The sequence below is a fragment of the Micromonospora sp. NPDC048894 genome (assembly GCF_040649765.1).
Classification (GTDB): Bacteria; Actinomycetota; Actinomycetes; order Mycobacteriales; family Micromonosporaceae; genus Micromonospora; species Micromonospora antibiotica.
In genome coordinates this window covers 151614-163620 of sequence record NZ_JBEZFY010000016.1, presented here as the reverse complement: position 1 = coordinate 163620, position 12007 = coordinate 151614, and the positions used below count along the sequence as shown (strand labels likewise).

Here is a 12007-nt window from a genome sequence, read left to right as displayed (position 1 = left end):
GTCAGCCGGCCTGCTCGGCGAGCTGGAGGAACTGCCGCTTGGTGGCGAGCGCCTGCTCGGCCGCCGTGACCCGACGGGCGTCCCCGGCGGCGTGGGCGCGGGCGAGCCGCGCCGCGGCCGCGGCGGCCGGCGCCCGCCGGTGGGGCGGGCGGGGGGGGGGGGGGGGGGGGGGGGGCCCCGCGGCGGGGCCCCCGCCCCCCCCCCACGCCCCCCCCGCCCCGCCCGCCACGACCCCTGGATGACGATGGTTCGACCGTTCACCGACGACCGCCGGTCCACCCGGCGGTGCCACTGTGGACGGTCGACCACCTACGCTGCGGCGGGGCGGGTGCCGGGAGACCCGCCCCGCCGTCCACGCACCGGCATCCAAGGAGTGATCATGACGCTGAGCGCTGGCGACGACCGACGGATCCTGTTGATCGCCACCAACGACACGTTCTGCCACGTCTACCAGAACCTGGCCGACCTGCTGTCGACCGCCGACCTCGGCGAGAAGCTCGCCGGGGCGGTCGAGTTCTTCGACGTCACCGGCCGACGGCTGCACCCGGTCTTCTCCGCCGACTGGCGGCTGGAGGAGTTGCAGGCCGGCACCGGCCCGGCGGAGCCGGAGGCCGTCCGGAACCGGTTGGCCACGGTGGTCGCGCACGTGACGCAGTACGTCCACGACCACCCGGACGTGCTCGTCCGCTCCCGGATCTCGCTGGAGCGGGCGCTGTCCGAGCTGCCCCGCCTCGACGACCCGGACCTGTCCGAGATCATCGGGGCCCTGCCGGAACACCTCGAACACGACTCCGGCAACTGGCTGCACAACGCCATGCACGCCGCCGGTTGGGCCGACTGACCCACCCGATCCCACCACCGACGACCAACCCCCGGAGGGCCTGCCGTGCCGTCGCCGATCGCCGCGCTGTCCCCGTCCCGCCGGGTCCTGGCCGGGGCGGGCCTGGTCGTCGCCGGGCTCGTCCTGGCCGGGCAGTGGTGGTATCCGCAGCCGGCGGCGCTCGGGCCGGCGGCGCTGACCGGCACAATCGCGGTCGCGTTCACCGCGCTCGGCGGGTTGGTGCTCGCCGGGCTGCCCGGTCACCCGGTGGGCCGGCTGATGCTTGCCGCCGGACTCGTCGCCGGGGCGGCGGTGCTGGCGTTGAGCTGGCCCGCTGTCACCCCGCTGGCCTGGCTGGGGCAGTGGCTCTGGTGGCCGCCGTACGGCCTGATCTTCCTGGCCCTGCTGGTCTTCCCGGACGGCCGGCTGCCGGGCCGGGGATTCCGGCCGGTCGCGGTCGGGCTGGTGGTCACCACGGTGGTGGTGGCCGTGGCGCTGGCGGTGGCCGCCACCAGCGACCCCCGGGGCCTGCTGCTGTCCGCCACGACGGCCGCCGACCCGACCGCGCGGCTGCTGGTCCGGGTCGCCCTGCTGACCGTCGCGGTCGAGTTGCTGCTGGTGGCCGCCGTGCTGGTGGGGCTCGCCCGGCGCTGGCGGCGGGCCGTCGGCGAGGCCCGTCAGCAGTTGGCCTGCCTGCTGGCCGCCGGTGCGCTGTTCCTGCTCGGCTTCCTGCTGGACTGGCTCAACCTCTCCGGCGCGTGGGTGCTGATGGTGATCGCGATCCCGGGCGCGATGACCCTGGCGGTGCTGCGTCACCGGCTCTACGGGCTGGAACAGGTGATCAACCGGACCCTGGTCTGGCTGGTGATGAGCCTGCTGGTGATCGCCGCCTTCGTCGGGGTCGTCGCGCTGCTGCGGGACCTCGTGCTGCGCGGGGACACCTCGAACGCGTCCCTGGTGGCCACCGGCCTGATCGCGGTGACCTTCGAGCCGCTGCGGCACCGGGTGCAGCGTGGGGTGAACCGGCTGCTCTACGGCGACCGCGACGAGCCGTACGCGGTGCTGGCCCGCCTCGGTGACCTGCTGGAGCGGACGGTCCAGCCGGAGGCGGTGCTGCCGCTGCTGACCGGCACCATCGCCCGTTCGCTCCAGGTGCCGTACGTGGCGGTGGAACTCGGCGGGGAGCACGCCGACGACGGGCGGCCCGGCCGGGTGCACGCCGCGCACGGCCAGGCCACCACCGCCCTGGAACGCTTCGACATGGTGACCCACGGGGAGTGGGTGGGGCGGCTGGTGGTGGCCCGCCGGGCAGCCGGTACCCGGTTCACCCCGGTCGAGCGGCGGCTGCTCAGTGACGTCGCGATGCACGCCTCGGTGGCCGCCGCGACCGCCCGGCTGATCCGTGACCTGCGGGACTCCCGGGAGCGCCTGGTGACGGCCCGGGAGGAGGAACGCCGTCGGCTGCGTCGGGACCTGCACGACGGCCTCGGTCCGACCTTCGCCGGCATGTCCATGCAGGTACGCGCGGCCCGAAAACTCGCCACCGCCGACCAGGACCGGCTGACCCGCATCCTCGACGGGCTCGCCGACGACCTGCTCACCTGCACCAGCGAGGTACGCCAACTGGTCGACCAGCTCCGTCCGGCCGCCCTGGACCGGGGGTTGGAGTCGGCGCTGCGGGCCGAGTGCCAGCGCTTCGACGGTCCGACGCTGACGGTCCGGCTGAGTGTCGCCGACGCCCTGCACCGGTTGCCGGCCGCTGTCGAGGTGGCGGCGTACCGGATCGTCGGTGAGGCGCTGGCCAACACGGCCCGGCACGCCGGGGCGACCTGCTGCGACGTGGTGGTGCGCCGGGGCCGGGCGCTGGTCGTCGAGGTGTCCGACGACGGCACCGGCATCGTCGCCCGCCGCCCCGGCGGGGTGGGCCTGGACTCGATCCGGGAACGGGCCGCCGAACTGGGCGGCGACTGCGAGTTCGTCGACCGGTCCCCGCACGGCACCCTGGTCCGGGTCCGCCTCCCCCTCCCACCCCCCGCCCCACCCGCCCCCGCCCCGCCCGCCCCCACCCCGCCTGCCCCCACCCCGCCTGCCCCCGGTGATCAAGAGGTTTGCGTCAGAATTCGCCCGGAGGATGACGCGAACCTCTTGATCACCGCGAGCGGGCCGGATCCGGAGCGGGGCGGGGCGGGTGGGGGTCGGGGGGAGGAAGGCTCGGCGGGAGGGGGAGGGCAGTGACGGGAGACGGGGCTCGTGGCGGGGCGGTGCGGGTGCTGGTCGTGGACGACCACCCGGTGGTCCGCCGTGGCCTGCGCACCATGCTGGAGGGCGAGACCTGGGTCGACGGCGTCGTGGAGGCGGCCACCTGTGCCGAGGCGGTCAGCATCGCGCTGACCGAGCCGGTGGGGGTGGTCGCGATGGACGTGGCGCTGCCCGACGGCGACGGCGTGGAGGCGACCCGCCGGATCGTGCAGGCCCGACCGGAGACCCGGGTGCTGATGGTGACCATGTCCGACGACGAGGACGTGGTCAGCCGGTCGCTGCGGGCCGGTGCCCGGGGTTACGTGCTCAAGGACACCGACCCGGACGTGATCGTCGACGCGCTGCGTACGGTGGCCGGCGGCGGGCTCGTCCTCGGCCCCCGGATCGGCCCACAGGTGCTGACCAGCCTGCGCCGCCAGCCGGTCGAGCTGCCGCCCCCGTTCGACCGGCTCACCCCCCGGGAACGGGACATCCTGCGCCGGCTGGCCGCCGGTGACACCAACGCCCGGATCGCCCGGCACTTCGGGCTGAGCGAGAAGACGGTCCGCAACCAGCTCTCGGCGGTCTTCGCCAAGCTCGGCGTCGCCGACCGGGTCCAGGCCGCCCTGCTGGCCCGGGACGCCGGCCTCACCGGCTGACCTGCCCGGTCCCGGGTGGCCCGCCGGCCTCACCGGCTGACCTGCCCGATCCCGGGTGGCCCGCCGGCCTCACCGGGTGGCCCGCCGGCCTCACCGGGTGACCCGCCAGGTTCCGGCTGACCCGCCGGCCTCACCGGGTGACCCGCCAGGTTCCGGCTGACCCGCCGGCCCCGGCTGGCCTGCCCACCCCGGCGGACCTGCCCACCCCGGCGGACCCGCCAGCCTCGGCGGACCTGCCCGTCCGGCTGCCCCGCCAGCCCCGGCCGACCCGCCCACCCAGGCGGGCCGTCGGCACGGGCACCGGCACCGGCACCGGCAGCGATGATCAGGCGGGAGAGCATGAGTAGCGGGATGACCTCGGGGAAGGAGGACGGCATGGGGACCGATGCGAAGCACGAGCAACCGGTGGGCAGCCCTGCGGCGGGTGTGGTGCACAGCCTGCGTGAGCGGCAGCAGACCCTGGCCACCGTCGAGTCCCTGACCGGCGGGCTGCTGGCCGCCGCGATCGTGGACGTCGCCGGAGCCAGCGCCGTCTACCGGGGTGGACTGGTGACGTACGCCACGCAGTTGAAGGCGGAGTTGGCCGACGTACCCGAGGAGTTGCTGGCCGAACGCGGGCCGGTCGATCCGGACGTGGCCATCGCCCTGGCCGAGGGGGGTCGGCGGCGCTGCGCCACCGACTGGGGGTTGGCCACCACCGGGGTGGCCGGTCCCGAGCCGCAGGACGGCAGACCGGTCGGCCTGGTCTATGTCGCGGTGGCCGGCCCGGGTGGCCCGGTGGTCCGTCGGCTGGACCTCGACGGGGGGCGGGAGCACATCCGGGCGGCCACGGTGATCGAGGCGTTACGCCTGGTGGCGGCGCGGATCCACCGGGCCTTCCCGGAAGCCGGGCCGGGCCCGCGCACCGGGCCGACGGCCACCGTCCCCCCGGCCGGTGCGGGTCGTCGCTGACCAGCCTTGTCCAGATCCGACAGCCGGGGTGGGATGTCGCCGGGCCCACCAACGGGTACGGTTGCGGGAAGGCTCCGGCGTACGGCGTCGGCGGCGGCGCGGTCCACCGCGTCCGGCGCGGGCGACCATCCGCCCGGAGAGTGAATCCCGTCAGGGGGAGGTGCGATGGTCCTGCTACGCCGGGTGATCGGTGACGCACTTCGGGCGCGCCGCCAGGGTCAGCACCGCACCCTGCGCGAGGTCTCCACCGCCGCCAACGTCAGCCTCGGTTACCTGTCCGAGATCGAGCGCGGCCAGAAGGAACCCTCAAGCGAGCTGCTCGCCGCCATCTGTGACGCGCTCGGTGCCCGCCTGTCCGAGTTGTTGCGCGAGGTGAGCGACACCGTCGCGCTCGCCGAGCAGTTGCCGGGCGTGCTCATGCCGGTGCAGGACGACCCGGCCGCCGCCGGGAGTGTGCGCAAGGCCACCGGCCGGGGCGTGCGTCAGGTGACCACCGACGGCGCGGTCGCCGTCTCGGTCCGCCAGGACTCCCCGCTGAAGGCCACCCTGCGTAGCTCCCGGGTCCGTCCCAGCGACCGTGACGTGGTCTGCGCCGCCTGACCCCCGTCCGGTCCCGTGGCCGGGGTGGCCGACGCCGCGTAGTGTTGATCGCAGGTCGCCGGAGCACTCCCGCAGCCCGAACGACCCTGTTGGCGTCGGGCTGCGACGATGGGGCGCTCCGTGCGGCCCGTCCGGCCCCGGTGTGGCCGGGGCGCAGCGACGCTACTGAGGGGATACCGCGGAGATGGCGAACCCGTTCGTCAAGGGCTGGAAGTACCTGATGGCGCTCTTCGGTGCCAAGATCGACGAGCACGCCGATCCCAAGGTGCAGATCCAGCAGGCCATCGAGGACGCGCAGCGTCAACACCAGGCGCTGGTCCAGCAGGCGGCGGCGGTGATCGGCAACCAGCGGCAGCTGGAGATGAAGCTCTCCCGGCAGATGACCGAGGTCGAGCGGCTCCAGGGCAACGCCCGGCAGGCACTGGTCCTCGCCGACCAGTCCCGGGCCAAGGGCGACGAGGTCGAGGCCGGTCGCTACGAGCAGTCCGCCCAGGTGCTCGCCACCCAGCTGGTCTCGGCCGAGCAGGCCACCGAGGACCTCAAGACCCTGCACGACCAGGCGCTCGGTGCCGCCGCCCAGGCCCGGCGCGCGGTCGAGAACAACTCCATGATCCTCCAGCAGAAGCTCGCCGAACGGACCAAGCTGCTCAGCCAGCTCGAACAGGCCAAGATGCAGGAGAGCGTGGCCCGTTCGCTGGAGTCGATGTCCTCGATGACCGCGCCGACCAACACCCCCTCGCTGGACGAGGTGCGCGACCGCATCGAGCGCCGCTACGCCAACGCGATGGGCCGTGCCGAGCTGGCCGGCAACTCCGTCGAGGGGCGGATGTTGGAGATCCAGAAGTCGACCCTGGACAGCGCCGGTTCTTCCCGGCTGGAGCAGATCCGGGCCAGCATGGCCGGTGACCAGCTCGGTGGCCGGCAGGAGCAGCCGGCGGTGCAGCAGCAGGCCCAGCCGGCCGCCCCGACGGCCGACCCGGCCGCCGCTGCCCGGCTGGACGAGATCCGGGCCAGCATGGGCCGCGACCGCGGCGTGGGGGACACCACCGCCGGCTGAGCGGCCGGCACGAGGAGGTACGGGTGGCCGACGAGCGAACGCGACACTTCCGTCGACTGGGCCGGCTGCGGCGCTCCGCCCGCCGGTGGAGCGTCCTGGCCGGTGGGCTCACCGGCACGGCGGCGGTGCTGACCCCGTACGCCGGACTGGGGTTGCCCGATGCGGCCTGGGCTGGTGCCGCGGGTAGCGCCGTCGCGCTGGCCGCCTGGCGCTGGATCGACCTGCGGGCGTTCGCCGCCCGCCCGGTCCCACCCGCCCTCGACCCGGCCGAGGCCGCCGCCCGGTCCCGGGCCCGACTGGTCGCCGCCGTCGAACGCCTCCCGGTCGGCCCCGGTGTGCTGGCCGAGGCCCGCCGGTTCCGCTCCCGGTTCGCGTTGCGCGGCACCTCCGCCGCCGAGTCCTGGGCGCGGCTGGACCGGGCCGCGCTCGCCCTGGCCGGGATCGCGCCCCGGCTCACCGGCCTGGCGGAGCCGGCGGTGCTGGAGGCGGCAGCCGCCGACCGGTCGCTGCGGGACCTGGCCGACCGGACGGCCGGCGTGGAACGCGCCCTGCGGCTGGCCCCGCCCGAGGCCCGGCCCCGGCTCGCCGAGGCCCACCGGGCCCTGCGGGACCAGTTGGTCGACGGGGTGACCGCCTACGAGGGGCTGGTCGCCGCCGCCGCCGGCTACGTCGCCGAGGACGCCCAACCGGAGGTCGTCGCCGACCCGGCCGCCGCCCGGCTGATGGAGGCGACCGATCTGTTGCACGGCGTCGCCGCCGCCCTGGCCGAACTACGCACCGTCGGCGAACCCCTGCGCACCCCCACCCGCTGAACCGACCACCGGCTGGGCCGGGGCGTCCGCTGGCCGACCACCGGCTGGGCCCGGCTGCCCGCCCGGGCGGGCAGCCGACCGCAGCGTCCGACCGGCCGGGTCGCCCTGCCCACCCGGCCGGTCCGTCGGGTCGCCCGCCGGAGTCGGCGGTCGTTCTCAGCGGGGGGTGTGGACGGACACCGGGCCGGTCCAGGGGGAGTTGCCCACCACGGTGAACGAGCGGACCCGGTAGTGGTAGGTGACGCCCCGGGCCAGACCGGTGTTGGTGAAGCTCCGGCCGGTGACGGTGAAGCTGGCCACCTCCCGGGCGAACTGCGGATCCACCGCGCGCTGCACCACGAACCCCGCCCCCGGCCCCGTCGGCAGGCTCGCCGACCAGGTCAACGACACCGTCGCCGTGTCCGGCGCGGGGACGCCGACCGTCGCGGCGACCCTGGTCGGGGTCTCCGGCACCGCCGGGGTGGTCACCGTCGCCACCGTCGACCACGGTGACGCCGCACCGAGGTAGGTGGTCCGGACCCGGTAGTAATAGGTGGTGTCCGGGGCGACCGCCGGATCGAGGTGCCGGTCGGTCACCGGCACGGCGGTGGTGCCCGGACCGCTGGTGAAGGTCGGGTTGGTGGCCCGCTGCACGTCGAGGCCGGTGGCGAAGGAACGGTTCACCCACCGCAGCGCCACCCGCAGGGGCGCGGCCGGCGGCACCGTCGCGGCCAGTCCGCTCGGGGCGGGCAGGCGTACCGACGCGGGGCTGCTGTTCGACCAGGCCGAGCAGCCGGCGGCGTTCTCGGCCCGGATCCGGTAGTGGTACGTGACCCCCGGGGTGATGGTGGCGTCGGTGTAGCGGGTCGCCGTACCCGCCACGGTGATGGTGGTCAGCCCGGTGCCGAAGGTGGCGTCGGTGGCCCGTTGCAGCAGGTGGCTGGTGGCGGCCGGCCGGCTGCCGTTGCCCGTCCAGGCCAGCGCGATCGCCGGGAGCGCGGTCGCCGAACCGGGCAACGGCGTCGCGGTCAACCCGGTCGGCGCACGGGGCGAGACCCGCAGCACCAGGGGTCGGCTCATGCCCAGGTCCCGCAACCCCGCTGCGGCGCTGGCCCAGCGGAACTCCCACCCCAGGTCCACCGGATGGTTGACCACCGTCGCCGGACGACCGTCGAACGGGCTGACACCGACGGCGTCGAGGCGTACCCCGGTCGGTCGGGTCGGGTCGAGCAGCCGCCGGCTGTCGGCGACCTTGAACGGCAGCGGCGGCACCTCGGGCCGGAGGGCCACCACAAGGTCCTCGGCCGGGTTGATCCGGACGATCTGTTTCCAGCCCAGCTCACCGCCGTCCGGGGCGCGGACCGTGCCGTCGCCGCCGATGCGGTGGACCACCTGCACGTCGCAGCCGTCGAAGCGGACCGGATGGGTCTGCCGGCCGGTGCCGCTGATCCGCCACAGCTGGATGCCGTCGGCGGGTTCGTCCGCGCCGGCCGTCGGGTCGGCCGCGACGAGGATCTCGGTGGCCGGTTCGGTCGGGCCGAGCGGGAGGGTCACCGGGCCGAGCGGGCTGGCTTTCGGGTGGGGCACCCCGAGCCGGCCGGCGCGTCGGCCGTACTCCGACTCGAAGACCGTCCCGACGGTCTTCATCTGGATCGGCAGGGTGACCGCTGCGGCGGCGCCGGGTGGGGTGAAGGTGGCCGAGGTGGCGTGTGCGGGGGCGACGACCCCTGGGGTCGTGGTGGTGCCGAACGCCCGGTCGTACTCCCGTTGCGGCACGATCGGGGGGCGCTGGCTGGCCGCGTACGCGGCGGGCAGCCGGGCGGCGAGCCGGTCCAGGTCGTACCGGCGGGTCGGGGTGCCGGTCACCCGGAACTGGAGCACGGTACGGGTGTTCGGGCCGTACCCGGGCAGGGTGGTGGGGCCGCCGCCCTCGGCGCGGTGGTCCCCGGCGGCGGTGTGCCGGTCGTAGCGGGGGTCGGCGTCGGGTAGCGGGGCCGGGCAGTCGTTGTAGAGCAGCACCGTCGCCCCGGGCGGCAGGGTGGAGAAGTCGACCAGCACGTCGGCCCGTTCACCGGGGGCGAGCAGCAGCGCGGCCGAGTCCACGTTGAGCACCGTCGGGTCGCGGCGGTCGTAGCGGTAGCCGACCGGGCGGTTGGGCACCACCACCGGGGCGGGGAGCAGCCCGCACTCGTTGCCGATCTGGATCATCGGTGGGCCGGCGGCAGCCGGGTCGGGCACCCCGCCGTCGCGGCCGTCGGTGGGCCAGTCCGCCGGCCGGCCGGGGGTACGCACGGCGTCCACCATCGGCACCTCACCGGCGTCGGCGTCGGCCAGGCTCCCGTCGGCCCGCCACATCGGCCCGTCGGAGCGGGCCCGGTAGAGCTGGAGGTTGAGGGCCCGGTCGGCGCAGCCGTTGACGATCCGGAACCGGTACGCCGTCGGCCGCACCCGCAGGTAGGGGTAGGCGACGCCGTTGACCAGCATGGTGTCCCCGTAGGCCGCGGGCACGGCGCTGGGGTGCGGCACCCCGGGGGCCTGCGGGGGTTCCTGCGGGGCGGCCACCGGATCGTGGTGCGGGTTGTCCACCGGGCCGACCCGGGGCGCGTCCCGGTCGTCGGCGCCGGGCAGCCACGGGCCGTAGTCCCAGCGCCCGGTGGGGTTGCGCCCGCAGTCCCGGTACGGGTCCTGCCGGGGCTGGTAGACGTGCGGGTGCCACAGGTTGCCCGGGGTACCCCAGCGGTCCCGGTCCCAGGTGGGGTCCTCGGCGGCGAGCTGGGCGTCGTCGGGGACGAAGGTGCGGTCCTGGATCACCAGGGGGAGCTGGTCGGCGGGGAGCACCCCGTCGGCGACCAACTCGTCCTCGACCGGGTCGGTGAGCAGATAGAGGGCGAACTGGCCGGACAGGACGGTCAACCGGGACAACCCGAGGGTGTTGTCCTGCAGGCACATCAGCCGGCCGCTCTGCGCGTTCGGGTAGTAGAGCGTGGTGGCCCCCGCCCCGGGCGGCGGCATGTCCGGCACGTGGGTCAGGCCCGGCCCGGTCGGGTACGGGGTGATCTCCCCGGCCGGGGTCACCCACTGCCACGGGTTGCCGGCGCTGATCCAGCCGGTGTGCGCGCCGGACAACTGCAACACGGCCCGGTTCTGCGGGTAGGGCGCCGGCCCCTCCAGCGGCCCCGCCCCGGCGCCCGGGAGGCTGGTGTCCACCGGCAGGAACAGGTCCCCGGCCGGGCCGGTGGGGAGTTGGTTGATGAACTTGATCCGTACCGGGCGGTCCCGCCGCGCCATGATCAACGGCCCGAGGTGGTAGGGCCGCTCCGGCGGGGCGACGGTGTTGTGCCCGTCCGGGTCGGTGCCCAGGTTGAGCTGCCGGTAGCCGCGCAGCCGGGTGGTGGGCAGGTCCCGGTGCAACCGTTGGGTGTACTCGGACAGCCCGATCTCGTAGTAGTCGCAGCCCGGCCAGCTGACCGTGTCCGGGGTGGCGACGGGCAGGTGACCACCCAGCTCGGTGCGTCCGGCGGGGCCGGGCACCGGGAGTGCGTCGACGAACTTGCGCAGCCCGGTGCCGGTGACCGCCCGGCCCTGCGGGTCGGGTACCGGCAGCGGGCTGCCGGCGAAGTTCGGCACCGGCCCGAAGCAGTGCGGCACGGCGGCCGGGTCGAGGCTCGCCGGGGTGGGACCGGCTGCGCCGGTGCGGGCCGCCGGCACGGTGGGCCGGTCGGTGTGGACGACCCGGGTCGTCCAGTGTGGTCGCAGTCTGCGAAACAGGGCCATGGCTCTCCCCGGGCACGGGGACCCGCCGCCCCACACCCCGGCGTGGTGGGCGGTCGCGTCCGGTGGTTACGAACGGTGAGCACTCCACCGCAGCATGCGACGTCGGCGGCCGGATAGGAATTACCCATTCGTCCGTGTCTGCGGGTCGTCCCGCCAGGCGGGAGGTGACCCGGCGTCGGTCGCGCCCGCTCAGCCGGCCGCCGGGGTCGGTGCGGGTGGCGGCTGGCAGGTCGGGCACCAGTAGGTGACCCGTTCGCCCAGCTCCTCCTTGGCGATGGCGGTGCCGCAGCGGCGGCACGGCTGGGCCCGCCGGCCATAGACGTAGCTGGTCTGCCCCCGGCGCAGCGAGCCGGTGGTGCTCTGGGTCCACCGGCCCCGGTTGGCGGCGAGCAACCGCTGGGCCAGGGTCACCGTGCCGGCCAGGTCGGGCACCGCGCCGACCGGCGTCCAGGGGGAGATCCCGCGCAGGAACAGCAGCTCACACTTGTAGAGGTTGCCCACCCCGGCCAGGTTGCGTTGGTCCAGCAGCGCCTCCCCGATGGTCACCTCCGGCGCGGCGGCGAGCCGACGGGCCGCCTCGGCCGGGTCCCAGTCGTCGCCGAGCAGATCGGGGCCGAGGTGCCCGAGCAGGCGCTCCTCGTCGGCGGTGGGCAGCAGGGCCAGCTCGTGCAGGTGGTAACCGACCGCTACCGCCTTCGGGCTGTGCAGCACCACCCGGATCAGGTGCGCAGGCCGGCCCGTCCACCGTTCCCCCGGGGCGTACGCCCGCCAGGCGCCGTCCATCCGCAGGTGGGAGTGGAGCGTCCAGGCGGTGGTCGGGGCCGCCTGTGGGGGTGCGGTCAGCCGGAGCAGCAGGTGTTTGCCCCGGCTGGCCGACTCGCGCACCGTCCAGCCGGACAGGTTGGTGGTGGCGAGGGTCGGCACCCGGAAGTCGCTACTGGTGAGCCTGGTGTCGGCGAGCGCCCGGTGCAGGACGCGGGCGGTGTTCCAGACGGTGTCTCCTTCGGGCACCCCAGCATTCTCCCTCGTCCGAGCAGAATTCGCATGTATCGCTATTTGTAGCGTGCTTCCTGTCGATCTACGAAAAAATGCACTATTGGAGAGTTCTGAGGAGAAT

9 protein-coding genes are annotated in these 12007 nt (G+C 75.1%); 7 read left to right on the top strand and 2 right to left on the bottom strand.

Features of this window, described 5'->3' with window-relative positions:
* Positions 1 to 379: 379 nt before the first annotated feature.
* The 7 genes from AB0C22_RS27225 (at position 380) to AB0C22_RS27195 (ending at position 7137) form a co-directional block, all read left to right on the top strand.
* A complete protein-coding gene (locus AB0C22_RS27225; RefSeq protein WP_219468526.1) occupies positions 380 to 841 on the top strand; it encodes a hypothetical protein in 462 nt (153 codons plus the stop codon).
* Between the two features lie 45 nt (positions 842 to 886).
* Positions 887 to 3055, top strand: a complete 2169-nt coding sequence (locus AB0C22_RS27220; RefSeq protein ID WP_357537822.1) for a histidine kinase — start codon at positions 887 to 889, stop codon at positions 3053 to 3055.
* Positions 3052 to 3717 carry a response regulator transcription factor gene (locus tag AB0C22_RS27215; RefSeq protein ID WP_219468528.1) on the top strand — a complete coding sequence of 222 codons (666 nt, stop codon included), beginning with the start codon at positions 3052 to 3054 and terminating at the stop codon, positions 3715 to 3717. The genes AB0C22_RS27220 and AB0C22_RS27215 overlap by 4 nt, the downstream gene beginning before the upstream one ends.
* Positions 3718 to 4092: 375 nt before the next feature.
* Entirely contained in the window at positions 4093 to 4668 is a 576-nt protein-coding gene (locus AB0C22_RS27210) for a CinA family protein (protein WP_219468530.1), read from the top strand.
* Between the two features lie 165 nt (positions 4669 to 4833).
* Positions 4834 to 5268, top strand: coding sequence for a helix-turn-helix transcriptional regulator (locus AB0C22_RS27205; RefSeq protein WP_208569339.1), 435 nt, complete (start codon positions 4834 to 4836; stop codon positions 5266 to 5268).
* 184 nt (positions 5269 to 5452) lie between these two features.
* Entirely contained in the window at positions 5453 to 6325 is an 873-nt protein-coding gene (locus AB0C22_RS27200) for a PspA/IM30 family protein (protein ID WP_208569340.1), read from the top strand.
* 23 nt (positions 6326 to 6348) lie between these two features.
* Positions 6349 to 7137: a hypothetical protein gene (locus AB0C22_RS27195; protein WP_219468538.1), complete on the top strand. Its 789-nt coding sequence runs from the start codon at positions 6349 to 6351 to the stop codon at positions 7135 to 7137.
* A gap of 156 nt (positions 7138 to 7293) precedes the next feature.
* Here the strand turns inward: AB0C22_RS27195 and AB0C22_RS27190 are convergent, their stop codons facing one another.
* A complete protein-coding gene (locus AB0C22_RS27190) occupies positions 7294 to 10890 on the bottom strand; it encodes a hypothetical protein (RefSeq protein WP_357537819.1) in 3597 nt (1198 codons plus the stop codon).
* A 189-nt stretch (positions 10891 to 11079) separates the two neighbouring features.
* Positions 11080 to 11901: a zinc finger domain-containing protein gene (locus tag AB0C22_RS27185; RefSeq protein WP_219468545.1), complete on the bottom strand. Its 822-nt coding sequence runs from the start codon at positions 11899 to 11901 to the stop codon at positions 11080 to 11082.
* Between the last annotated feature and the right edge of the window lie 106 nt (positions 11902 to 12007).

What these genes read in the sequence shown, in the direction of transcription:
- AB0C22_RS27190 (WP_357537819.1), bottom strand. Translation starts at nt 10,890, where the DNA reads ATGGCCCTGTTTCGCAGACTGCGACCACACTGGACGACCCGGGTCGTC.
- AB0C22_RS27205 (WP_208569339.1), top strand. Translation starts at nt 4,834, where the DNA reads ATGGTCCTGCTACGCCGGGTGATCGGTGACGCACTTCGGGCGCGCCGC.
- AB0C22_RS27210 (WP_219468530.1), top strand. Translation starts at nt 4,093, where the DNA reads ATGGGGACCGATGCGAAGCACGAGCAACCGGTGGGCAGCCCTGCGGCG.
- AB0C22_RS27200 (WP_208569340.1), top strand. Translation starts at nt 5,453, where the DNA reads ATGGCGAACCCGTTCGTCAAGGGCTGGAAGTACCTGATGGCGCTCTTC.
- AB0C22_RS27225 (WP_219468526.1), top strand. Translation starts at nt 380, where the DNA reads ATGACGCTGAGCGCTGGCGACGACCGACGGATCCTGTTGATCGCCACC.